General features: G+C 65.7%; 18 protein-coding genes and 1 tRNA gene. 3 read left to right on the forward strand and 16 right to left on the reverse strand.

Annotated elements, in window-relative coordinates; translation table 11 throughout:
• Positions 1-52: 52 nt before the first annotated feature.
• From KF745_04060 to KF745_04095, 8 genes are all read right to left on the reverse strand, one after another.
• Positions 53-1,831 (reverse strand): 30S ribosomal protein S1, encoded by a 1,779-nt coding sequence (locus tag KF745_04060; protein MBX3357583.1) that lies wholly within the window; start codon positions 1,829-1,831, stop codon positions 53-55.
• Positions 1,832-2,023: 192 nt separating this feature from the next.
• Entirely contained in the window at positions 2,024-3,256 is a 1,233-nt protein-coding gene (locus tag KF745_04065; protein MBX3357584.1) for a UDP-N-acetylglucosamine 2-epimerase, read from the reverse strand.
• Positions 3,253-4,086, reverse strand: coding sequence for a UDP-2,3-diacylglucosamine diphosphatase (locus tag KF745_04070; GenBank protein MBX3357585.1), 834 nt, complete (start codon positions 4,084-4,086; stop codon positions 3,253-3,255). Before KF745_04070 ends, KF745_04065 begins: the two co-directional genes overlap by 4 nt.
• 160 nt (positions 4,087-4,246) lie before the next feature.
• Positions 4,247-4,939, reverse strand: coding sequence for an aquaporin (locus KF745_04075; GenBank protein MBX3357586.1), 693 nt, complete (start codon positions 4,937-4,939; stop codon positions 4,247-4,249).
• Positions 4,936-5,949 carry an arsenite methyltransferase gene (arsM, locus tag KF745_04080; GenBank protein MBX3357587.1) on the reverse strand — a complete coding sequence of 338 codons (1,014 nt, stop codon included), beginning with the start codon at positions 5,947-5,949 and terminating at the stop codon, positions 4,936-4,938. Before arsM ends, KF745_04075 begins: the two co-directional genes overlap by 4 nt.
• Complete coding sequence (locus tag KF745_04085) at positions 5,946-6,398, reverse strand: arsenate reductase ArsC (protein MBX3357588.1); 453 nt, start codon at positions 6,396-6,398, stop codon at positions 5,946-5,948. Before KF745_04085 ends, arsM begins: the two co-directional genes overlap by 4 nt.
• Positions 6,399-6,405: 7 nt before the next feature.
• Positions 6,406-6,888, reverse strand: coding sequence for a winged helix-turn-helix transcriptional regulator (locus KF745_04090; GenBank protein MBX3357589.1), 483 nt, complete (start codon positions 6,886-6,888; stop codon positions 6,406-6,408).
• A 52-nt stretch (positions 6,889-6,940) separates the two neighbouring features.
• A complete protein-coding gene (locus tag KF745_04095; protein MBX3357590.1) occupies positions 6,941-7,390 on the reverse strand; it encodes a hypothetical protein in 450 nt (149 codons plus the stop codon).
• A 167-nt stretch (positions 7,391-7,557) separates the two neighbouring features.
• Here KF745_04095 and KF745_04100 point away from each other — a divergent pair, with 167 nt between their 5' ends.
• Entirely contained in the window at positions 7,558-8,949 is a 1,392-nt protein-coding gene (locus KF745_04100) for a Glu/Leu/Phe/Val dehydrogenase (protein ID MBX3357591.1), read from the forward strand.
• 102 nt (positions 8,950-9,051) lie between these two features.
• On the opposite strand, the gene KF745_04105 is transcribed toward KF745_04100, so the two are convergent.
• Positions 9,052-9,513 carry a hypothetical protein gene (locus tag KF745_04105; protein MBX3357592.1) on the reverse strand — a complete coding sequence of 154 codons (462 nt, stop codon included), beginning with the start codon at positions 9,511-9,513 and terminating at the stop codon, positions 9,052-9,054.
• 401 nt (positions 9,514-9,914) lie between these two features.
• On the opposite strand from KF745_04105, the gene KF745_04110 reads away from it, so the two are divergent.
• Positions 9,915-10,364, forward strand: coding sequence for a hypothetical protein (locus KF745_04110; protein MBX3357593.1), 450 nt, complete (start codon positions 9,915-9,917; stop codon positions 10,362-10,364).
• Between the two features lie 19 nt (positions 10,365-10,383).
• On the opposite strand, the gene KF745_04115 is transcribed toward KF745_04110, so the two are convergent.
• Positions 10,384-10,782, reverse strand: coding sequence for a heme-binding protein (locus KF745_04115; GenBank protein MBX3357594.1), 399 nt, complete (start codon positions 10,780-10,782; stop codon positions 10,384-10,386).
• 103 nt (positions 10,783-10,885) lie between these two features.
• Between KF745_04115 and KF745_04120 the strand changes: the two genes are divergently transcribed.
• Positions 10,886-10,958 (forward strand) — tRNA-Ile (locus tag KF745_04120).
• 76 nt (positions 10,959-11,034) lie between these two features.
• Here the strand turns inward: KF745_04120 and KF745_04125 are convergent.
• From KF745_04125 to rpsU, 6 genes are all read right to left on the reverse strand, one after another.
• Positions 11,035-13,422 (reverse strand): hypothetical protein, encoded by a 2,388-nt coding sequence (locus KF745_04125; GenBank protein MBX3357595.1) that lies wholly within the window; start codon positions 13,420-13,422, stop codon positions 11,035-11,037.
• An 85-nt stretch (positions 13,423-13,507) separates the two neighbouring features.
• Positions 13,508-16,903, reverse strand: coding sequence for a PD40 domain-containing protein (locus KF745_04130; protein MBX3357596.1), 3,396 nt, complete (start codon positions 16,901-16,903; stop codon positions 13,508-13,510).
• Positions 16,904-16,945: 42 nt separating this feature from the next.
• Positions 16,946-19,012, reverse strand: coding sequence for a hypothetical protein (locus KF745_04135; protein ID MBX3357597.1), 2,067 nt, complete (start codon positions 19,010-19,012; stop codon positions 16,946-16,948).
• Positions 19,013-19,029: 17 nt separating this feature from the next.
• On the reverse strand, positions 19,030-21,837 hold the full coding sequence (locus tag KF745_04140) for a sodium/proton-translocating pyrophosphatase (GenBank protein ID MBX3357598.1): 2,808 nt from the start codon (positions 21,835-21,837) through the stop codon (positions 19,030-19,032).
• A 128-nt stretch (positions 21,838-21,965) separates the two neighbouring features.
• Entirely contained in the window at positions 21,966-24,578 is a 2,613-nt protein-coding gene (locus KF745_04145) for a sodium-translocating pyrophosphatase (protein ID MBX3357599.1), read from the reverse strand.
• A 229-nt stretch (positions 24,579-24,807) separates the two neighbouring features.
• On the reverse strand, positions 24,808-25,110 hold the full coding sequence (gene rpsU, locus KF745_04150) for a 30S ribosomal protein S21 (GenBank protein MBX3357600.1): 303 nt from the start codon (positions 25,108-25,110) through the stop codon (positions 24,808-24,810).
• Between the last annotated feature and the right edge of the window lie 27 nt (positions 25,111-25,137).

Genomic DNA, 25,137 nt, shown 5'->3' on the forward strand with positions numbered 1-25,137 from the left:
ACGCCCGGATCCTTCGACCCGGGCGATTGCGTGTTCCAAATCACTCAGCGAATCACTCCCCCCGGCTGAAAGTGATCTTGTTCGTACCCATCGCGTCGTGAGCGTCCATGCCGCCACGTGTCGGCGCGGCTGGCCCGCTCCGGCTGCGCCCGGCGTCCTCGGTCTGGCCGCGGTCGGTATCGCCCCACTGCGCCCGCTTGAGTGACAGGCCGATCTTCCGCTCGTCGGTGTCGACGCGGAGGATCTTGACATCCACCTCTTCCCCGGCCTTGACCACGTCCTGCGGGTTCTCCACCTTGTGGTCGGCCAGTTCGGAGATGTGCAGCAGACCCTCGAGGTCCTGCTCCAGCTCCACAAACACGCCGAAGTTCGTGATCTTCGTCACCTTGCCGCGAACGACCATGCCCGGCTTGTAGTGCTCGGGGATCGCGTGGATCCACGGGTCCTCCGCCAGCTGCTTGAGGCCGAGCGCAACGCGCTGCTTCTCGCGATCCACATCCACGACCACGCAGGTAACCTTGTCACCCTTCTTGAACAGTTCGTTCGGGTGCGTGACCTTCTTCGTCCACGAGATGTCCGACACGTGTAGCAGCCCGTCGATCCCCGGCTCGATCTCCACGAACGCGCCGTAGTTCGCCAGGTTCCGCACGGTCCCCTCGATGACCGTCCCGGGCGGGTACTTCTCGGCCACGAGTTCCCAGGGGTTCACCTCGGTCTGCTTCATCCCGAGGCTGATCTCCTGCTTGTCCTTGTTGATGTCCAGGACGACGACGTCGACCTCCTGGTTCGGCTGGACGATCTCCGAGGGGTGGTTGATCCGACGGGTCCACGACATCTCGGAGATGTGCACCAGGCCCTCGATCCCGTCCTCAAGCCGCACGAACGCGCCGTACGACATGAGATTCACCACCGCACCGCGGACGCGCGACCCGACCGGGTACTTCTGTTCGATCTCCTCCCACGGGCTCGCCTCCTTCTGCTTGAGGCCCAGCGCGATCTTCTCCTTCTCCCGATCGATGTTGAGGACCTTGACCTCGATCTTCTGGCCGATCTTCAGCATCTCGCTCGGGTGGTTGATCCGGCCCCACGACATGTCCGTGATGTGCAGCAGCCCGTCGATCCCGCCCAGGTCGATGAACGCCCCGAAATCGGCGATGTTCTTCACCTCGCCCGAGACCATCTGGCCTTCCTTCAGCGTCTCCATCAGGCGCTTCTTCGCCGACTCCCGCTCCTCCTCGATCAGCTTCCGGCGCGAGATCACGATGTTCCGCCGCTCGGTGTCGATCTTCAGCACCGCCGCGCGGATGTCCCGCCCGATGTACTCCCCGATATCCCCGGGCCGACGGACGTCCACCTGCGAGGCCGGCAGGAACACCGGCACGCCGATGTCCACCAGTAGCCCGCCCTTGATCTTCTTCATTACCCGGCCTTCAACCACGTCGCCCTCACGGGTCGTATCGACGATCCGCTGCCAGGAGAGCATCCGGTCGGCCTTGCGCTTCGACAGTTCAACAAGCCCGCCGTCCCCCTCGATCCGCTCCAGAAGGACCTTGACCTTGTCCCCGACCCGCGGAAGGTCCATCCCCTCGAACTCATTCTTCGGGATCAGCCCCTCGGACTTGAGCCCGACTTCAACGACCACGTCGTTGTCCGTGATCCCGATCACTTTCCCTTCCAGGATCGAGCCCGGGGTGAAATCCGCGATCTGAGTTCCGAGCAGTGAATCCATCGCGTCCGCATCGCCCGCCTTGGCCCCGAAGGCCTCGCGAAGCAGCGCGGAGGTGGCATCGTCGTCAACGCCCAATGAGGCGATGAGGTTTTCGTCGATCATGGATAGGTTGTCCTTGGGTGGCCCGGCGATACTTCAACCGGACACAAGTGCCCCACTGGGGCGGCAAGAGGGACACAGACCCCGCCCGTGCGATAGCACGAGTGAAACGGGCCAGCGAGCAGCTGGAGCGGCAAGGATAGCGCGGCCCGCCGCTCCGGACCATCCAAGCCGATTGCCAGAACCGCCCGATTGCTAGGCGATGGCGGCCCCGCGGGATTCACGCTTGCAAACCACGATGGCTTGCTCGCTCTTGCCCTCGAGTGCATCTCGGCGCATCAAGCCCATGATGGCTTCAGCCGCCGCACCCGCTGCCCCGCTGCGGCCGAACCCCCGGGCGGCTTCCCGCATGCGGGACATCTCGTCCTTGTCCGTCACGAGGCGGGCCGCCAACACGCCTGCGCGGTATGCATCTGGCTCCAGCATCGCCGCTCCCTGCTTCACAAACACCGCCGCGTTCCGCTCCTCCTGCCCGGGGATCGGCCGCAGCAGCACCATCGGCAGCCCCACCGCGACGGCCTCGGCGGTCGTCAGCCCACCCGGCTTGCCGACCATCAGATCCGCGGCGGCCATCAACTCCCTCATCCTGCTGGTCTGACCGACAATCCGAATCCGTGCCGTTACGCCCGCCTCCCGCACCCTCCGGCTGAGCTGTACACGCAGATCCGCATTCCGCCCGCACACCACGACCACACGCGATCCACTCCCAGCCGCGATCAGCCCCTCCAGGGCTTGGTCCATTCCGCCCAATCCCAGACCGCCACCACAAAGCAGAATCACCGGCGACGTGCCGGCGAGCCCCTGCGACGCCCTCGCCGCCTCTTGCGACATCGGGCGAGCGAACCGCCCATCGATTGGTATGCCCGTGACGACGACCCGCTCGGCGGCGACTCCGTGCCGGATCATCTCGTTCCTTGCGCTCTCTGATGCGACCAGAAACCTGTCTGCGTGCGCGACGCGCCATACCGCGTGCGGATGCTGATCCGTCACCACGACCACAAGGCGCCCCCGCAGCCGTCCCGCTCCCCGCAACCTTGAAAGCACCCTCGCACACAGGAAGTGTGTGCACACGATCACATCCGCATCCCGCACCGCATCCATTGCCGTAAAGTGCGACAGCGCCCGGGCTTCCACCGCCGGCCCCACACCCCGCTGCGCCGGGATGCCATCGGTGTCCGTTGCCTTGTAGAACCACCCGCTCATCGCGGGCGTGTGCCGCGCCGCGGCCAAGTACGCGCCTCGATACACCGCGGTGAACCACCGCGGCGCTCCATCGAGGGCATCAATCACCGGAGACCGCACCCCCGGCCATCGCTCGCGGATCGCCAACGCCACTGCTGCCGCCGCCCTCGCGTGCCCGCATCCAACATCCGCCATGCACAGCACGATCTTGGGGCCAGCTTCCGCGCCCTGCAAACTGGTGTTCACAGAAGGGACTCCAGGCCCCCGACTTCTTCGAGAACGACCGTCTCATCGCCGAGCCGCTTCACTTCAATCCCGGATTCCGCCAGCAGGTGTTCCACATCCACCACCTCCAGCCGCCCATCCGCGCGCTCCACCAGGGCGCTCGCCCGCTCGATCCAGTCCCCGCAGTTCGCGTACAGACCGCTCGAATCCTCGAGGTCGACCATCCTCATCGCTGGCTGGTGGATGTGCCCGCAGACCACGCCATCCAGTCCTCGCCGTGCCGCTTCGGTCAGCAGTGCCCGCTCGTAGTTCGACATGAACGTGCACGCGCTCTTGACCCGCATCTTGATAGCCTGCGAAAAGCTCCATCGCTTGAGGCCGAATACCCCGCGCACCGCATTGACACCCCGGTTCAGGCCAACCAGCCTGTCGTACGCCCACGTCCCCAGCAGGGCCAGCACCCGCGAATGCTGCACGACAAGGTCGTACTCATCCCCGTGTGTCACCAGCAGGGAACGACCGTCGGCCGTGCGGTGCACCGCCTGCTTCGCCAGCCGCACCCCACCAAGGTCCAGCCCCGCGTACTGCCGGAGCGCATCGTCGTGGTTCCCGGGGACATACGTCACCACGGTCCCCTTCTTCGCAAGTTTCAGCACCCTCCGCACGACTTGGTTGTGCATCACGGGCCAGCGCCAGCGTTGTTTGAGCGCCCACAGGTCGATGATGTCGCCCACCAAGTACAGCCGCTCGCACTCGAGATGCTTGAGAAACGCCGACAACTCCGCCGCACGAACCCCTGCAAAGCCCAGGTGCGTGTCGCTCAGGAACACGGTGCGGAATGCGAATGCCATCGGCCGCTCCTTTCGCATCGGGCCACTCAAGTCCCATAAACCGAGTTACTCAGCTATCGACGCGCGGCGATCAATCAGTGCCGCAGATTCCCCGTTCCTGCCCGGCGGCCGTGCGTTCTTCACACCAGCTTTGCAGTGCCCCTGGGTCCAAGCGGCCCGTTTAGCGAGCAGGTCGAGTATCTGCTGCGACGCCCCCCTCGCCTGCCGGAGCCCGCTGCACGACAGCCTGCGAGCACAGCACCCCTAGGGCCGCCCCTGCGACCGGTGCGATCACATAGATCCACAGCCCCGCCAAATCCCCCGAGACCAGCGCCGGCCCGAACGACCGTGCCGGGTTCATCGATGCCCCGCTGATCGGTCCCGCAAACATCGCCTCGAACGCCACCACGCCCCCCACAGCCACCCCCGCCAGCAACCCCTTCTCCTTCGCCCCCGACGTCACCCCCAGAATTGTGACCATCAGGAAACACGTCAGAATTACCTCGAACACAAACGTTTGAGCCACTGGTCCCGTCGGCGTCGTCGCCCCCAGCGTCTCACTTTCTGGAAACAGCACCCGCAGCGTTCCTGATGCTGCCACGGCTCCGACGAACTGCGCGGCGGCATACGGCCCAACATCACGAAGCGGGAACCTCCCCGCCGCCCAGAACCCCAGCGTCACCGCCGGGTTCAGGTGGGCCCCCGACACCTCGCCGAAGGCGTAAATCATGGACATCACCACAAGGCCGAATGTCAACGCGACACCGACGTGTGTCACTGCACCGCCGGTCTGCGCGTCGACAACGATGGCGCCGGTCCCTGCAAACACGAGCCCATAGGTTCCGAGAAACTCCGCCGCGAGCCTCCGTCTCACGCCCGCGCCCCGGGCTTGCGGGCACTCACATCAAGGCTCGTGATGTAGTCGCTCGGTTTGCTGCCCCGCGGCAGCTTCTCCACGATCCTCCGGTACAGCGGGTCCTCCCAATGCTCCATCGCGTCGACGTACTGCGGCTTGATGACCAGCGAAACCCCTTCAAGCCCCGCCTCGGAGGCCATCCGCCGCGTCTCATCCACAAGCACCGCACCCGCGACACACCCCACAAGCGCCTCGACGTCTCTGGCCACATCTTCCGGCAGCGGCCGGAGGAGCGACAGGTCCGACACGGCCACCCGTCCCCCCGGCCGAAGCACTCTCGCGATTTCCCGCCACACTCTCGCCTTGTCCGGCGACAGGTTCAGTACGCAGTTGGAGATCACGACATCCACGCTCGCATCCGCCACCGGCAGGTGTTCGATCTCGCCAAGCCGGAACTCCACGTTCTCAAGCCCGGTTTGAGCGTGGTACGACTCGGCGTTCCTCCTCGCCTTACTGACCATCTCCGGCGTCATGTCCACACCAATGACCCGGCCCTGCGCACCCACCTTCGGCCCCGCCACGAAACAGTCGAACCCGCCGCCCGCACCGAGGTCGAGCACCACTTCCCCCGGCCGAAGCGAGGCGATCGCCGTCGGATTCCCGCACGACAGCCCCATGTTCGCCCCATCCGGCGATGCCGCCACCTCTGCCTGCGAGTACCCGATCGCCCGAGCCAGCGCCTCGGGCGAGAACGACGCCGGCCCGCAGCACCCTCCGGCGGACCCCGAGGCGCTCCCGCAACATCCCTCAGTGGAAGTCTCCTGGCCACCGCTCGGTACTGCCGCCCAACCGCCCGCCATCGCAATCTTCGAATACCCGGCACGCACCTTCTCTCGCACCGTTTCCGGGCTCGCCCCGGCGGCCCCCGCTCCCGCCGCCCCGCCGCAGCAATCCGGGCCGCAGCACCCGCTGTTGTCTTTCGCGTGAGCCGTGTTTTCTACCGCTGCATTGAAGTCTGTCGTGCTCATCGTGTCGTCTCCTTTCGCACACCCGGTTGTCCGACCAGGCTCCCGGGCAGTGTCTCGACGAACCTTCGGATCTCATCCCGAACCCGCCGGTAATGCCCCATCGCTTCCTGTTCCGTCGCCGCCCCCTTCGCCAGCCGCGGCGGATCATCAAATCCGACGTGCACCACTCTTCTGGCGTTGTGCATCACAGGGCACGACTCGTGCGCCGAGTCGCACACCGTTACCACCACGTCAAACTCCACCCCGCGAAGCGCATCAACGTGTTTCGACTCGTGACCAGAGATATCCGCACCCACCTCCGCCATCGCTTTCACGGCGTACTGGTTGAGTCCGTGCGGCGCGGTCCCCGCCGAATAGGCGTCGATCGCTTCCGATTTCAGCGCCCGAGCCCACCCCTCGGCCATCTGGCTCCGGCACGAGTTCCCGGTGCACAGGAAGAGCACTCGCATGCGCCCGTCATCGCCCGGCATCGTTTGCCCCCTTCCTTATCCGCTCCGCGGTTGCTGCAGCAGGCTCACACCCGCATCCTGTCGAACACCCACTCCCGCCCGGGCAGCACTCGTCGATCGCGTCCGCCAGCGCCCGCAGCATGCCGCACACCTCGTTGTACCGGACGCGGTACAGGACCGTCCTCCCCCGCTTGGTCGATTCCAGCACCCCCGCCGATTCGAGCATCGACAGGTGCCGCGAAACCACCGACAGGTCCACCGCGCAGCACTCGGCGATCTCCGTCACCGAGCACGCACGCCCGCACTTGGCAAGACACGCCAGCAGGGCCACCCGAGTCGCGTCCCCCAGAGCCCGGAACAGGCCCGGCTGCAACAGCCCATCGATCGGCTTGCAGCACGCCGCCGCCATCCGCGGCGTCGCCGGCAGCACCGCGGCGGCTACCCGTCGCTCTCCCCGCCTTCGCTGGGCTCGCTTGCTTATTTGCGTCATCATGCAAGTATAGATTGCTCGCCCGGCCTGTCAACCCACTTGCGAAGAGGTTTCACGGCCCGGCGCCGCCCCCGATCTCTCTAATCACGTCCGACAGTCTGCCAGCGAACGCCCCACGCGTCATCACACGGTCCGCCCCCGCGGCCCGCGCCCCCTCGAGCCGCTCGACATCGACGTGTGGACCGAAGGCGATGATCTTGATTCGGGTTTTGTTTGTATTGTGGTCGGATTCCGCGCGTCGCAACTCGGCGATCAACACCAGGGCCGCTTCCGTCTCCAAATCCACAATGAAACCGGTTACGTCCGAGTCCCCTAGCCGCGCCCCGAGCATTTCGATCGACCTCACCGGGCGAGCCGAGATTCCCAGCCCATCGGCCGTCGACTTGATACGTGTCGCCCAGATCAGGTCCGCCGCCAAGTAGAGGATCATCCCGGGCGTCTCCCGCTCCACGCCGCCCCGGCTCCCCGCAGATCCTAGAGGCACGCCAAGGTTGCTGTTCACACCTCGATCGGCCTAGCGTTGAGGCCCTGACCGTGGGTCCACGGCCGGGGAGCCCGACCAGTGAATCCCCGGTCTCTCGACCCGGGACTTCGAGGGCGGTGGCCGTGACGCCGACCACCAACTCTGTTCGTTCGTAGGTCCCTGTCCGACACCTTCAGGCGAGAACCATGAGCAACGCAGCAGCCACCCCAGCGAAGACCAAGACCAAAGCCAAGAAAGAGCCCTTCAAGAGCCCGATCCTCGACGAGATCGGCCTCCCCGTCGACGCCGACAACCTCTACCTCCAGACCGTCGACACGATGCTGACCGCCGCGGAGATGCTCGGCGTCTCCCACGAGGTCCAGCTCATCCTGGCCCAGCCCAAGAACGAGATCATGGTTCACTTCCCGGTCCGCATGGACGACGGGAAGTTCAAGCTCTTCAAGGGCTACCGCGTCCAGCACAACAACGCCCTGGGCCCCTACAAGGGCGGCCTTCGCTTCCACCCCGATGTCCACCTCGACGACGTGAAGTCGCTCGCCTTCCTCATGACGATGAAGTGCTCCCTCGCCCGCCTCCCCTTCGGAGGCGGCAAGGGCGGCGTCAAGTGCGACCCCCGCAAGCTCTCGCGCGGTGAACTCGAGCGCGTCACCCGCCGGTTCTGCGCCGCCATCAGCCACGCCATCGGCCCCGACTACGACATCCCCGCCCCGGATGTGAACACCAACGCCCAGATCATGGCGTGGTTCGCCGACACCTACGAGTCGCTCACCGACTCCAACCGCTCCTCGTGGGACGCCATGCGCGTCGTCACCGGCAAGCCGGTTGAGATCGGCGGCTCCCTCGGCCGCGAGAAGGCCACCGGCCAAGGCGTCGTCGACGTCCTCGTCGAGATGCTCCCCGAGATCGGCATCTCGGTGAACGGCATGACCTTCAGCGTCATCGGCTACGGCAACGTCGGCTCGTGGACCGCCCGCATCCTCGCGAAGCTCGGCGCCAAGCTCGTCGCCGTCATGGACCACACGGGCTCCATCCGCAACGACAAGGGCATCGATGCCGAGGCCCTGACCGAGCACTGCATCGCCACCGGTGGTGTCAAGGACTACGGCAAGGCCGGCACCACCAACGGCAAGGGCTCCGGCGGCGGCGCCACCGCGATCTCCACGGAGGAGTTCTACAAGACCCAGGTCGATGTCCTCGTCCCCGCGGCCCTCGAGCAGATGATCAAGGAGCAGGAAGCCCAGTGGATCAACGCCAAGGTGATCGCCGAGGGCGCCAACGCCCCGACCACCCCGGGCGGCGACCGCATCCTCAACGACCGCGGCATCGAGGTCATCCCCGCCATCCTCGCCAACGCCGGCGGCGTTACCGTCTCCTACTTCGAGTGGGTGCAGAACAAGTCGTGCACCTCATGGAGCGAGGAGCGAGTCGACCGCGAGCTCAACGCCCACATGGTCGACGCCGCCCACCGCACCAAGAAGATGCGCCAGAAGTACGGCACCGACCTCCGGCTCGCCGCCTACATGGCCGCCCTCGAGAACGTCGCCAAGGTCTACCACGTCCGCGGCATCTTCCCGTAACCTTCCTCCCCGCTGCGATCACGACAGTTGCCCACGAACCCCCGGCCCGGTCCGGGGGTTTTTCTTTGTCTGCAAGGAGAAACCCGGCCTCTGCCCCCGCTCTCAGCCGGCTACCCGCGCCGGCGCAGGCGCCGCCTGATGGTCGCGCAGCATGGAGATCGCCCTCCGCACGCAGATCACCCGGTACAGCACGTACCCGCCGAACCCCACGAACAGCAGCCCCAGCCCCAGCAGGGCGATCAGCGGGATCCCGATCAGGATCAGCAGCACCGACAGCACCATCGGCATCACCGTCGGCGGCGCGTAGAACGCCTCGGTCGTGACGTTCTTGAGCACCAGCGCCTCGAGCGTCCCGTTCTTCTCGTGCCCCACCACCGCCACCACATCCCCTTCGCTGATCGACGGAAGTGTCCGCGTCCGGAACAGCACCGGCCGGCTCTCGATCCGGAGGCTCACCAACTGGTTCTTGATCGCCACCGGCCCATGGTTCGACGTCGCAGCATAGGAGTAGTCAGAACCCAGTTGAACATTCGAGGCGAGTCCGGATCGAAGCGTCAGGGCCATGTGCATCCTCCACCCCCACCACCCCAACAGCCCCTCCCTTCCGCACATGGATGCGCAATGCGGCGGCGAGTCCGCACTGGCCCGTACCGCTATTGGGACCAGCAGGCACCCTTGGCTGGTATTCTCATCGCATGGCTGCTCCCCGGTCAGCCCCGGTCCGGCGATGCATCATCGCGGTGGTGTGCTGTCTTGTCACCGGTGCACTCGCGACGCTCGCCACAACGTGGGGGCCGGGGCTGTTACAGATTGCGCCCTCGCTAGATGCCACATTGATTGTGGACTCGAAACGGCACATCCTCGGTCATCTCAGGCGACGCCCCTCCTCTGACCTCTGGTTGCTTTACCCGAAAGCCTCTTCCGCCAGGACGGGGTCCGACACTCCATGGTTCGATATCGATGCCGTGCCGGGATGGGTCCCCCGGCCTCCGGAGGTCTTTGGTGATGGATCTGTCCCGAAAGAGGGCATTGCCATCCTTGTCACCGCCTACGGCTGGCCGCGGCGCTCCGGCCTTCATACCGAGGCGTTCGGGGAACTGGCTGATGGGGACTACAGGATCGAACGCCGTCATCGCTGGGAACCTCGGATCTGGCCCAACCACACCGTCACCCTCCCATCCGCTCCAATCTGGCCGGGGATCATCGCCGACACGCTCTTCTGGTTCACGGCCGTCGCACTGGTCGCCGCCGTGCTGTTCGGCCCAGGACGCCTCCGCCGAAGCTGGCGGCGACGCCGCTCGCGGTGCGCCCACTGCGGCTATCCACTCCAGGGCCTTGTCAGCGATGCCTGCCCCCAGTGCGGAACTTCATGCAACGCGACGGACAAGAGCACGCCTCCGGCGCGCGAGTCTTAGGTCAAGGTGTGGGGAGACCCTAGAACGCCGCCACCCCCGCCTCCGCCACCGCGTGATCCTGCTCACCCGAGCCCCCGCTCACCCCGATCGCTCCCACCACCTTTCCATCCCTCTTCAGCGGGATCCCGCCGGCGAAGATCATGATCCGCCCATCGTTCGACGCGTGGATCCCGAAGAACTGCTCCCCCGACTGGCTGTGAACCGCCAGGTCCTTGGTCGCAATATCGAACGCCCGCGAGGTGTATGCCTTTTTGATCGAGATGTCGATCGACCCCAGCCACGCCCCATCCATCCGCACGTGCGAGACCAGGTTCCCCCCCTCATCCGCCACCGCGATGTTCATCGGTTGCCCGATCGCCGCGGCCTTTTTCTCCGCGGCGGCGATGATCCGGCGGGCGTCGGCGAGCGTGATGGTCATGTCGGCCTCCTTGTCGTTGCAACCGGTCAAATCCGAGAGACGTCCGGGGAGTCTATCGAGCCGCGTGGCCATGGGCGGACGGTCCCTGTACCCTGTCGTGCACGGCCCCGTAGCTCAGCGGTCAGAGCAGGCGACTCATAATCGCTTGGTCCTCGGTTCGAATCCGAGCGGGGCTATTGCAGCGCCGGGGGGGAGGGGTCGGGCTAGCGGCGAGGCGTGGGTGAAGAGCGAGGGGAGAGCGGGGGAGGGGGGTCAGCACGCGCCGCCGACCTGGGAGACCCAGGCGCTGATGAACGCGGCGATGTCGGAGGGCTCCAGCACGCCGTTGCCGTCAAAGTCCGCCTGCAGTCCGCCGGACCCAAGGCCGCTCGACCAAGCGTTCACAAAGCCGGCGATGTCGGCCGGTTCGACCGCACCGCTCTGGTCCCAGTCGGCGCTGCACGGCGCGACGAGCGACTGCACCGCAAAGGTCGCCACGAGCGATCCGCCCGGCAGGCCGTTGCCGGATGGCAGAGCCGCAGCGGCAACGACCTCGCCGTCGAGGGCGATCGACCCGGCGGTGATCGTGTCGGGAACCGTGATGGTGTACGCGCCGGGAGCGAGCGCGGGGAAGCTCAGCGTCGCGACATACGTCGCGGGTGAGTAGGAAACGGAGACCGGCACCGCGCCCGCGGGCCCGGTGAGCGTGATCGAGCCGGCCGGGATAGCGACGTTGTCGCTGAAGGCGATGGTCGCTTGAGACACCGGTGTGCCGCCGGGGAGGGTTGACCCGAGCGCCGGGGAGACCGCGACCACCTTCGGGGGTCCGGCGACGTACGGCACCTGCGTGTTCGCTGTAGAGAGGATCCACGCGTTCTCATCGAACGCGATCCCGGTCGCCGGAGCGCTCAGAGGCAGAAGGAAGTGCTGCACCGGCGCATCGTTCCACACCGTGAACTGCTCGCTCCCGGCTCCCTCATCGACTCGGATGTCGATCGGCATGGTGAACACCGGGTAGGAGGCATTCTGCACCTGCTGCAGCGAGATCCGTGCGTAGGGCTGGCCGCCAATCGTCACCGGCTGGTAGCCGAAGTTGTACGCCGGGGCCCCGATCTGCATCACCCACTGGTCGAAGAACCAGGAGAGGTCGGTCCCGGCCGTTGACGACGCGATCGCGGCGAAGTCCGCCGTGGTGGCCGCCGAACCCTCGTAGGCCGCTCGGTAGTTGGCCAGGATATTGAAGAACACCGAATCACCAACGACGTGGCGGAGTTGGTGCAGGACCCACGCGCCCTTGCGATAGGTAAACGTTGAGCTGAAGATGCGGTTCATGTCCGCCGTGTTGTAGCAGTAGACGCTGTCGTTCACCTGCGACGGGCGTCGCGCGGCCATCGCGGCGAACAGCGCCGGGAGACCGGACGAACCGGGCTTGCGCTCGGCCCACAACGCCTCGGAGTAGGTCGCGAAACCCTCGTTCAGCCAGATATCGCTCCAGGTCCTGCACGTGACGTTGTCACCCCACCACTGGTGCCCCAGTTCGTGCGCCGTCACGCTCTCGTCAAAGGTCCCCTGCCCCGTGTTGGTCTGGTGCTCCATGCCGCCGCCGAACGGGAACTGGTAGATGCCGTACTTCTCGTTGATGAACGGGTAGAGCCCGAAGATCGGGCGGTAGGTGTCGAGCATCTGGACGCACTTTTCCCAGGCCGCGCGGTTCGTGGAGTTGTCGCTGGCCGGGTAGATGTTGAACTCGACCGGCATCGACCCGGTCCCGCCGCCGGGGAGCGGGTAGGTGTACATCTGCGTCCACGTGTTATAGTTCGTTGACGCGAAACACGCCAGGTACGTCGACATCGGGTAGTTGGTCGCCCAGCGGTGCCGCCTCCGGTTCCCGCTCAGCGTATCGACGCCCTGGAGAAGACCGTTCGCGACCGATCTCATCGCGGTCGGCGCGGTGATGAAGATCTCGAACGTCGACTTGTCGCTGTTGTCACCGGCCACACCGAAGTCGCCGTCCTTGCAGGGCCACCAGGTGTACGCGAAATAGGCCTCGCTCAGGCTGGCCACCAGGGGCTGGCCGTTCTGGGTCGTAAACTCGATCGACCCGAACCCGCGCGAGACCGGCGTGCCGGAGTAGTCGATGCGGAGCGTGAATACCTCCCCGCTGTTGTACGGCCGATCCAGCGTGACCTTCCGCGAGGTGGTGGTGAGGTTGGTAACCGGCACGGGCGTGGTGCCATTCAGGGTCGCCGCGCTGACCGTGAAGTTGCTCCGAAGCCGGAACGTGAACTCCGTCAGCCCGTTCATACGGCTTGCCACCGTAAACGTGTTGCTGCCAGCGATGTTCGGCGAGGCGGTCACGATCTCGATGTCGATCTTGTTGTGCAGGACGTCGGTCGCCTCGAGCGGCTCGCGCAGTCCGGGCGCTGAAGACGGAACCACCCCGTCCTCGTCGCTCGGCGACTGCCCCGCGAGGAACCTGGCTCGTAGCATGGCGGCCTTGCCGCAGCCGACATGGTCGTCAAAGCCGAGGTGCGTCGGATCGTCGCATGGTGCTCCGGTCGCGACCGCCTGAGATTTCGGCCAGGGTCCGCCACCGACCAGTGTGGTTGCTGGAAACACAAGCCCGGCGAGGGCCACCAGGAGAACGGCACGGTTCGTCACTCGGTTTCCTTTCGGTGATCAGACCCACCACCCGCCGAAGTAGACCCCATACGAGGCAAATGTCCAGATGGATGCAAACGCTCTGCTACCGATAGCCGGCGTGCCGGTGCGGATCGGCCTCCATGGGTCCGCAACCCATCCCGGGAAGCCCGCACCCTGCGCAGCCGCCCGATTCAATCGATCGCATTCCGACCCCGCCCTGCAGCCCCTCGAAGAAGAACACAGGCTTGGGGAGCGCATCGGGGCCGAGCCGGGCCATCGTTCTTGAGTCGTACAGCCGACCGTTCAGCATCGTGTTCTGGATCGAGGTCGAGTTGCGGATGTCGTCGAGTGGGTTTGCCTCCAGCACGATCAGGTCGGCGAGCTTCCCGGCCTCGAGCGAGCCCAGGTCGCCGTCCAGCCCCAGGTAGAACGCTCCATCAAGCGTTGCGGCCCGGATGCACTGCATGGGGGTGAGCCCGCCCTGGGCCAGCATCCACAGTTCCCAGTGGGCCCCCAGCCCGGCCAGTTGGCCGTGGGCGCCGAGCTGCACCCTGCACCCGCTATCGACGAGCTCCTTACATATCGCCGCGCTTCGCAGCGTGTTGTAGTCCTCATCGGGCGCCTTGGTGCGGCGGCGCGAGCGAGGGTCGACGATCGCCTTCGGCACGAACGTGAGCAGGTGCTGATCCTCCCAGACGTTGGTCCTGTCGTACCAGTAGTTCTCTCCCATGATGCCGCCGTAGCCAACGATCAGGGTGGGTGTGTAGCCGGTCTGGCTCGCGGCCCAGAGCTGGGTTACATCGGAGTAGACCCGCTCCACGGGGAGGGAGTGCTCGACCCCCGTGTGTCCGTCGACCACCATGGTCAGGTCGTGCTCCAACAACGAACCGCCCTCCGGCACGACCATCATGCCGAGCCGTCGGGCGGCCTCAATCACCTGCTGACGCTGGTCGCGGCGAGGCTGGTTGTAGCTCTTGACCGAGAACGCCCCGACCGCCTGCATGCGCCTGAGATGGAACATCGCATCATCAAGGGAGTCGATCTCCGCTTTGGCCGTGCCCGCAGCGCCGTACAGGATCGTTCCGGTCGAGAAAATGCGCGGCGCCACGACCATCCCCGCCTTCGCGAGTTCGCTGGCCGCAAACGTGGCGCCGGTGTCGTTCGACGGATCGTGGATCGTGGTCACACCGAATGCCAGGTTCGCGTACTGCCCCCAGTTCTTCTGCGGCGTCATCCCGTTTTCGCCCAGCGCACCGTGGGCGTGGACATCGATCATGCCAGGCATGATCGTCTTGCCGGAGACGTCTACCGTCAGAGCACCGGCGGGCACTGCGACGCTCGACGAGGGCCCGATCGCCGCGATTCGGTTTCCCGCGACAACAACCGTGCCATTCTCGATGACCTCATCGCCCCGCATCGTGACAAGCCTGGCGCCGACGAGCGCCATCGTCCCCTCGGGCGCGTCGTACCGCTGTTGAAAGCCGATATTGACCCCTGTCGCCGGTGCCTCAGGGAGAGGATCGGGAGCTCTATCAACAAACGCGAGCGAGTCTTCCAGCCGCCGCGTGAACAGCTCCGGCCCGAGCGCCCAGAGGAGCGCCCGCGAGTCACCGGACCAGTGCAGGTCCATCCCCGCCTCCGAGGATACCCGGGCGATCGGCAGCGACGTGGCCTTGGGCCCGATGCTGACTTCGCGCCCGGTCGCGACCAGCGGGGCGACGTAGGCGTTGAACCGCTCCGCGAACGCCACCCACTTCCCGTCCGGCGACACCGCGAACTCCGTCGCGTTCTCGCTGACGAGGTGCGTCCGTTCTTCCCCGCCGTCAAGGTTCATGCTGATCAGGCACCGCCGGTCTGCGTCCTTCTGCTCCTCGACGGTCATCACGTAGACGCGGTCACTCGCAGCAGCGAACTGCGGATGCGTACCCCGTTTGCTGATCAGTTTCGGCTCCCCGCCGTCAATGCGAACGCGGTAGAGTCCGGCATCGCGCGACCACACCGGTGTCGTCAGCCAGCCGCCGGATACCTTGCCATACACCACTTGGCTGCCGTCAGGCGTAAACACCGGGTCCACGTAATGGCCGGGCTCCCTTGTCACGACCCGCCCATCGCCGCCAGAGGCGGGCGCCGCCCGCACGGTGCCGAACGCTTCATCGTTCCACGTCGCGTAGACGATCCATTTGCCATCGCGGGAGAACGAGGGGAAGAACTCGAAGTGATCGCTTTGCGCCGTCAGCCGCCGCGGGGAACCATCCGGGAGGTCCCGGACATAGATGTGGCCCAGCGCCTGGTAGGCGACCCGATCCCCCGCCGGTGACACCCTCACGCCGCGCAGCATCTTCACATCGAAGGTCAACGGGGCCACCTCGATCGGCCGGCGCAGCGACTTGGCGACTTGGCGCGACGACGTGACATGGAACGGGATCGCCCGCACCTCGCCGGTCGCCGCGTCGATCCGGTGAAGCCCCCCTCCGGCCCAGAAGACAATCTCCCGACTGTCCGGCGTCCAGGCCATAGTCGGATAAACACCGTGCACCGCCCAGGTCTCCTGCATGTCCCGCTCGAGCGAGTCGTACAGCTTCCTCGGTGTGTTAGAGGCGAGGTCCAGAACATACAGACACGTCTTGAACCGATCCCGCCGGATGAACGCCAGCGATGCGCCGTCCGGTGATGGCGTCGGCCGGATGGCGCCGCCCGGCCCGGTGATCAGCCGCTCCGTGACCCCCTTCACCCGATCGAGCCTGTCGATGGAGTAGATGCCCTGCCCCGCGTCGCGGTTGTAGTCGAAGGCCCCTCCTGGAGTCGAGTCGAGGCTGTAGTAGAGGTAGCGGCCGTCCGGAGAAAACGCGGGCTCTCCGACGTCCTTCTGCTCGGTGGGTCGCGTAGTCATCTGCAGGCCATCACTCCCGGTGCGGTGGTAGAGCCAGATCTCTCCCGCGCCGAGCGAACGACGCGAAGTGAAATGCTTCCTCGCTGCGATGTACTCGCCGTCCGGCGTCCAGCAGGGGCTGTTCAACAGGCGAAACGTTTCCTTGGTGACCTGCCTGGGTTCGGTCCCGTCACGATTGATTACCCAAATGTTGTCGCCCCCCTTGCCGCCCTCTCCGGTACGATCGCTTGTAAACGCGATCCGCTTCCCATCGGGGCTGTACCGCGGCTGCATGTCCCACTCGATCCCCGACGTGAGCGCCCTGGCTTCGCCGCCGGTCATCGGGATGGTGTACAGATCGCCAAGCAGATCAAAGACGATCTCGTTCCCATCCGGGCTGACGTCCAGGTTGACCCATGTCCCCTCGGAGGTATCGATCACCGCCTCGACCATCTCTCCAGGAGGGGACGAAACACTCCACGGCGCAGTCTCGACCTTGGCCCCGGCTGTGACGGCGCCCGCCTTGTCGTCCGCCTGCGCCACCTGCGCCGGCTGCCCGCTGGCCGAAGCCACAAGAACCAGAATCGCCGTCGACCATTCGATTCCGAAACGACTTTGAGCTGACGTCATGGACAGTCCTCATCAGGTGGAATGGGCGCAGTAAACAAGAGTTTATGCCCCGACACGCCCCAAGCCTCCCGAGCTCAATCCCGAAAAGGCCGATGCGGCGCAGTGAACACCGCCGCTTCGCCGCTGCGATTCCCCGCACAGTACAGGCAGAACGGTCACCGCGGGCCCCAGAGCGCGTCTGACCACCGAGCCGGCAGCGGCGTCGAGCGGCGCGTACAAGCCTCCATAGGCAGGCATAAGAAACCGCGTTCGATCGCGCACGCCGTTGATCGGGCACAGGCTCTTGGCTTCCTCCGACAGACCGGGCACAGCCACGACTCTCCATCCAAGCTCCTCGCACCGCGCTCGAATGGCCGTTCGATCGCTGTCCCGCCTCTCAAAGGACCGCAGGTACGCAGCATCGGACGGCGGCAACCCGCGCGGATCAAGCGCCCCCGACCGCGCAGCCGCACCGGCAACGAGATCCATCGAGAGCATGAACCGCTGGAAGTTGCCCATGCCCGAATCCGCCTTCCCAGCGGCAAACAGGTTGGCGAAAGACTCGGACCATCGCCCGCTTTCGTCGCGGCGTGCGTACACCGCCCCGCCAACCACGGACAGGAACCCGGCCGCTCGCTCGGCGACCAGGTCTTCGCGCGCTCGCCGCGCCTGGGCGGCATTCAGAATCCCACTGCGCTGCAGCACGCCGAGCCCTGCCGAGAGCACGAGTGCGGTTGCCGCGGCCGAGTCGTTCATCAGCACCACCGTCTCGCGACCCGAGGTGTGTACGCTCAGTTCGAAATCGATGTGGAACGACGCCGCCGGAAGGACCTCGATCCGGTCTGCACCGAACTCGATTCGGAGCGCCTCCGCCGCCTGTTCCCGCGAAAGCCCCAGGCCGATGTTCCGGTAGACCTCGGCCTCGCCAGTGATCACGACTCGCTTGCCGGTTGCTCCCTCGCGGATGACCAGCGTGTTTCCGCCCTGGAACAGAAGCGGTGAGTGTCGAACAACAAGCCCGGCATCCCGCAGGCCGTCGGCGAGGAGGCTCTCGCCCGGGACATGGATCGATCGCTCCTCGCCGCGGCTGGCATAACGCGGCACGAGAACAGCCCGTTGCGGCCCGCCGCGGCCTTCAACCGCACCCGCCTTTCCGTTGTCTTGTGCCCATTGGGCGACCGTGAGCGATTCCGGGATGATCCGGAGCCTATCCGGCCTGCCAAGAGCCCAACCGGAGGCGACTCGCCGGAACGCGTCGGCATGCGATTCCTCGATGCTGACCAGAAACTCGACGTCAGGCAGGTGAGAGACCATCTGACGGATGACATCCAATGACCCGCCGGCGCCCACCCCTCCCCAGTACCCCGTCCCGGTTGCCTGAAGCCGCACCATCTCGAGATCTGCATCGCCGGACTCGGTAGATGCCTCAAATCGATCCTCACCGCACTGCCGGAATGTCATCGGCGTCGCCGAGAGGTTGCTTGCCAGCGACCCGGGGGCATCGCCGGCGGTGAGCCGGTCCACAATGTAGTGGAGAATGTCGGAGCCCGACGCCGCGGCTGCGCCGACCGCAAAGTGGGAAAGCAGGTCAACGGGCATCCCGGCGTGACGGAGGTGCACAGCCACGCCGTTTCCATGAACGGCTTGCGTCTGCTTCAGCGCCGCGATGGCGTGTACTAGTGTGGCGAGCAGTCCGTCGCGGGCCAATCCCTGACGCACAATGCGCGACACCTCCGGGGTTGGCGAGTCTGCCACCGTCGCCCGGGCTCCCTCGGCGTACGTGTTTCCAGTTGGCGCAGTGAAGTTCCGAAGTCGCGGGCATTCCTCCCGCAGGTCCCTTCGAGCCTGCGCCAGAGAATCTGAAACCCTCCCGCGGCCCACCACCATCGGCGCCACTATTCCGGGAGCCCCTGACTGCTCGCTCACCGGCGAAGGCGTGGCCCCATCTGCAACGACCGCCCGGAATCGCTCTTCGAATGAACTTCGAAGCACCCGATCCGCCACCCGACCAAGGAACTCTCCTGGCAGCGCCAGGTCGGCAACCGTGCCATCGCCGAGCGGCTGGGCGGCGAGGTTCGCGATCACCTCCTTGCGCACCGGATCCGTTGCATGGTCCTGATCGGCGTTCATGGCTGTCGAGCGATCGCTCAGTGAGCCCCCCCACCCCCCGTGATCCCGAGCCAGTCGCCAACAGCCGGTCCGAACTTCACGGTGAGCCCGGCGAACACCACCGAGACGATCGAGATGAGCTTGATCAGGATGTTCAGCGAGGGGCCCGAAGTATCCTTGAATGGATCGCCGACCGTGTCGCCGACTACCGCCGCCTTGTGGTCGTCCGAGCCCTTGCCGTACACGACCTCACCGCCCCGGCCGGTTCGCTGCAGCTCTGTGGCCTTCGCGACGAGCTGCTCGCGGATTTCCGGTGGGATCCGCTCCCGGACGTCGCTGCTCCGCAGGAACTCGTCGGCCGAGATCTTGCCGTATGACTCGATGAGCTTTTTCGCGTTGTCCCACGCCCCGCCCGCGTTCGCCATAAACACGGCCACCGCGAAACCCGCGGTCAGCCCCCCGGCGAGCAGGCCGACGACTCCGGGCACCGAAAGGACAACCCCCGTCGCGATCGGCGCCAGGATAGCGATCAGCGCCGGCACCACCATCTCCCGCTGCGCTCCCCTCGTCGAGATCCGCACGCAGGTCGCGTAGTCCGGGTAGCGGTCCCCGTTCAGTTCGATGCTCCGCGGCCAGTTCGCCGGGTCCATGACATCCCCCTCCCCCATCCCGTCGTCACGCAGCACGCGGCGGATGATGCCGAACTGCCGGCGGCATTCGCCCATCATGGCGTAGGCAGCGCGACCGACCGCTGACATCGTCATGGCACAGAACAGGAACGTGAGCATCACTCCGAGGAACAAACCCCCGAGGACGCTCGGGTTGATCAGCGTAACACCGTAGAACGTCATCACAGAATGCAGGTCCACCTCGGATGTCCGCACGAGGTCGAACTCGACGGAATCCACGTGATCACCGTGCTGCTGAGAATGGTGCACGCGGATTGCACCCCGGCCCCGATGGGCGGAATCCTCGCCATCATCGTCGTGGCCGTGGTCATGATCGTGGTTGTGATTCTCTCCTGCGACAGCGGACTCAAGCTGAAAGACCTGCCCCACACGAAGCTGCGGATACAGATGCCCGAGCGATTGAGGATCAAACAGCAGCGCTCCGTCGTACACCGGACCGCCGCCACTCCCAGCGCCGGGTAGGACGAGCGCGAACTTCTGGTACCCCATGAAGACCGCGCACGGCGCCTTCTCGGCAAGTCGAAGGGTCGATTCATTGGCACGGGCAAAGTCAAGCGCCTGGCTTGTGAGCTGCGTCTGAACGACCTGGACGTACGCCGCGAGAAGGGCCAGCGCCGTCAGGGCCGCGGAGCCGATCGCGAACCCCTTCCCTGTCGCGGCGGTGGTGTTACCCAGCGAGTCGAGCATGTCGGTGCGCTGCCGCACCTCGGGCGGCTGGCCCGACATCTCGGCGTTACCGCCGGCATTGTCCGCGATTGGGCCGTACGCATCCGTCGCCAGCGTGATGCCGAGCGTCGAGAGCATGCCGACGGCAGCGATCGCCACGCCATACAGCCCCAGCAGGATGTTGTCGCCTCCGCCACCAAGCACGAACGCTGCCAGAATCCCAGCGACGATTGTCGCGAGAGCGGCCCACGTTGATCGCATGCCCTCGGAGATACCCGCAATGATCAGCGTTGCGGAGCCGGTCCTCGCCTGCACAGCGATCCGTCGGGTTGGCGTGTGCTCGTACGACGTGTAGTACTCCGTCGAACGGGCGATGATCAGCCCCGCCAGCAGGCCGGACATGATCGAACCCCACAAGCCAAGCCACGAAACCTCCGGCACTTCGCGGAGGAGCCAGTACAGCACACCCATGGCCCCGATCGCGATGAGCCCGGCCGCGATCCACACACCCCGGGTGAGCGCTGACAGCAGCCCGGCAAACGACGTCCCCTCGCTGGTCCGGACCGAGAGAATCCCGACGATTGAGCACGCGATCCCCAATCCGGCGATTGCCGCTGGGACCGCTATGAGCCGCATCGCGAGCCCGACGGATTCACCAGCCGAAATCGCCGGGATTGTGGCCGCCGCGGCCGCGCCGAGGGCAAACGTGGAGAGCAGCGACCCGTAATACGACTCGTAGAGGTCGGCGCCCATGCCGGCGACATCGCCAACGTTATCGCCGACGTTATCGGCGATGACCGCGGGGTTCCGGGGATCGTCCTCGGGGATCCCGGCCTCGACCTTGCCGACCAGGTCGGCCCCGACGTCCGCGGCTTTGGTAAAGATGCCCCCGCCAACTCGGGCAAACAGGGCCTGCGTCGAAGCGCCCATCGCGAACGAGAGCATGACCGTGGTGATCACCGCGGGACCCGACACACCCGGCACCACACCCGAGTTGAGGATGACAAACCAGGCCGAGACATCCAGCAGCGCGAAGCCAACCACACTTAGGCCCATCACTGCCCCGGACCGAAGAGCGACCGTCAGTCCATCATTCAACGAGGTCTTCGCGGCAAAGGCCGTTCGCGCGGACGCGTTCGTTGCGATCCGCATGCCAAGCCAGCCGCACAGGCCCGAGAGAAACCCGGCCACCGGCACGCCGATCATCGACAGCGCGGGCTGCAGCCCCAGTCCCATCGAGAGGACGCCGAGCACCGCGATGATCACCAGGAACACAACCGCCACGACCCGGTACTGCCGCGACAAGTACGCCATTGCTCCATCGCGCACCGCCTGCGCGATCCGAATCATCTCCGGCTCGCCTTCGGCTCGGCTCATCACCGACGACGCGAACACCCACGCCGCGGCGAGCGCAAGCACGCCGCCGGCGGGAGCGGCCCAGAAGGCGGCGGGAATCTCTTGAATGGAAGCCAGGGTCGCTGGAATCACCATCAGTCGGGCACTCCCTGCTCCCCCGCCCCGCCGAGGCATGATAGCGGAAACCCCGCGGGTTCCTCCCCGCAATGAAAAACGGGCCCGCGCCGTGCGCGAGCCCGTCGGGTCTCATCATGGATCGCCGATTAGTGGGACTTCCCGGCGTGCTGACCGATCTGCATCGCGTAGAACGACCGCCACACGAAGACAAGCGACACGACGAAGAACAGGCCCGTCAGGAGCATCGTCAGCGTGGTGTGGTCCTGCTGCTGCGTCGCCCCGTTGAAGACCTTCATGCTCACCGCCAACTCGACGGCGAGCAGGCCGAACAGGGTCGTGAACTTGATCACGGGATTGAGAGCGACCGAAGACGTGTCCTTGAAGGGATCACCCACGGTGTCTCCCACGACGCAGGCATCGTGCAGCGGCGTGCCCTTGGCCCGCAACTCGGTCTCGACGACCTTCTTCGCGTTGTCCCAGGCGCCGCCTGCGTTGGCCATGAAGATCGCCTGGTACAGACCGAAGACGGCGATCGAGATTAGGTATCCGATGAAGAAGTACGACTCGAGGAACGCGAACGCGAGCGTCGCAAAGAACACGCCCAGGAAGATGTTGAACATCCCCTTCTGGGCGTACTGCGTGCAGATCTGCACGACTTTCTTGCTGTCCTCGACGCTCGCCTTGGTCGAACCCTCGAGCTTGATGTTCGCCTTGATGAACTCGACGGCGCGGTACGCCCCGGTGGAGACCGCCTGCGTCGAGGCGCCCGTGAACCAATAGATGATCGCGCCGCCGGTGATCAGGCCCAGGAGGAACGGAGCGTGAAGCAGTGAGAGGTTCGCGACAAGCGACGCCTCCAGCCCGTTGGTCAGGCCCACGATGATCGAGAAGATCATGGTCGTGGCGCCGACGACCGCGGTGCCGATGAGGACGGGCTTGGCCGTCGCCTTGAACGTGTTGCCCGCCCCGTCGTTCTCTTCCAGGAACTCCTTGCTCTTCTCGAAGTCGGGCTCGAAACCGAAGTCCTTCTTGATATCGGCGCGGATGCCGGGGAGCGTCTCGATGGTCGACAGTTCGAAGACGCTCTGGGCGTTGTCGGTCACCGGACCGTAGCTGTCGACCGCGATTGTCACCGGACCCATGCCCAGGAAGCCGAAGGCGACCAGACCGAACGCGAAGACCGCCGGGGCCATCATGATCGTGTGGGACGCCCCTGGCATCGCCGGCGGGAACATGTTGCTGACCATGTAGGCCAGACCCATCAGCACCACGATCGCGAGACCGAGCCAGTACGCCGAGAAGTTCCCCGCGACAAACCCCGACAGGATGTTCAGTGAAGCCCCGCCCTGCTCCGAGGAGGTCACAACCTCGCGGACGTGACGGGAGTTGGTTGACGTAAACACCTTGACCAGTTCGGGGATGATCGCCCCCGCCGCGGTGCCGCAGGTAATCACCAGCGAGAGCTTCCACCACCACGTGGAATCGCCCGCAACCGTCGGGATGAGCAGGTACGACGCGATGAACGTCAGCGCTACCGAGATCACCGACGTGAGCACGACCAGGCTCGTCAGCGGGTGCTCGAAGTTCATCTTCGGAGCGTTGCCGAACTTCGCCTTGGCGAACGCCTCGTTGATGAAGTAGGAGGCGGCCGACGCGACCACCATGATGATCCGCATCATGAACAGCCACACCAAGAGCTGGACCTGGATCGCCGCGAACCCCGCTCCGGCTGTCTTCTCGTTGATGGCCAGCATGATGAACGTGATCAGCGCCACGCCAGTCACGCCGTACGTCTCGAAGCCGTCCGCCGAGGGCCCGACCGAGTCGCCGGCGTTGTCGCCCACGCAATCGGCGATCACGCCGGGGTTGCGGGCATCGTCCTCCTTGATCTTGAAGACGATCTTCATCAGGTCGGACCCGATGTCGGCGATCTTCGTGAAGATACCGCCGGCAATACGGAGCGCCGAGGCGCCCAGCGACTCGCCGATCGCGAATCCGATCAGGCACGCCCCCGAGAGATCACCCGGCACGAACAGCAGGATGCCGAGCATGATCATCAGCTCGACGCTGATCAGGGCCATGCCGATCGACATGCCCGCCTTCAGCGGGATCGAGTAGCAGGGAAACGGCTTGCCGCGGAGGCTGGCAAACGCCGCACGGGAGTTGGCGAAGGTGTTGACCCGGATGCCGAACCACGCGACGCCGTACGAGCCCGCGATCCCAACGAGGCTGAAGAGCAGGATGATCGCGACCTTGCTCATCGGCATGCCGAACGCGGCATGGCCGGCGGCATCAAGCCCGACCGGCACCAGCTTGCCGAAGTACACCGCCACGATCGCGGCGATGAAGATCCACAGCAGCATCAGGAACTTGCCCTGCTGGATCATGTACGCCTTGCAGGTCTCGTAGATCAGCTCCGAAATGTCGAGCATCGACTTGTGAACCGGCATGTTCCTGAGCTGTGTGTAGATCGCCAGACCGAAGATCAGCCCCAGCAATCCGATGCCCAGACCGCCCATCAGGAGCGTCCGACCGTTGACCCCCATGAACGTCGCATCGGCAACGTCGGGCAGCACAAGGTTGGCCTCGCCGCCGCCATGATGTGCGACGCTCGATGCGCCCTCGGCGTGCTGCGCCATCGCCGTCTGCGGAGCCAGCACGACCGCCGCAAGCATCACCAGCGGAACCATCAGCAACCGCGCCGCCTCGGCAAACCGGTTCGCTCCACACACCACGCTCCGGACCGTTCCATTGCTCACGAGGTAGTCTCCGAATCCGCGACCGGGCAGACCGACTTGGACGCCCGGTCGTTTGTTCTCACCACGCCCGCGGCGGGCCGCCGCGTGGACAATCAGCCTGACCTGCACGAACCCCTGTTCACCCCGCCCGTCGCGGCGATCTGATTCATCCGCCGCGCCCGCCCCCGAATCAAGCAAAATTGCACAAGCGGGCGGCCGGGTTCACCCGATCCGCCCGCGATGAACCGGCCTACCTGGACGGGGGTCCCCCCGACCCCCTCCCGCCGCCCGCGCCGGGTCGCCCGCCGCGCGGACCACCCTTTCCAGCCTTGCCCTTCGGGCCCTTCGCCTCTCGCTCCACAGGCCCCATGGCCTCACGAACCCGACGGGCCACCGACTTGCGCGCCGCACGACGGCTTCGCTCCGAGGGCTTCTCGTAGAACTCTTTGCGCTTGATGTCCTTCGTCAGGCCCTCTTTCTCGCACAGCTTCTTGAACCGCCGCATCATCTGCTCGACGGTCTCACCGCTGCGCGCCTTGATTCGGATCGACATGTGGCTCCTCGGGATTGGTCGCGAGTG

The sequence above is a fragment of the Phycisphaeraceae bacterium genome (genome assembly GCA_019636655.1).
Classification (GTDB): Bacteria; Planctomycetota; Phycisphaerae; order Phycisphaerales; family UBA1924; genus JAHBXB01.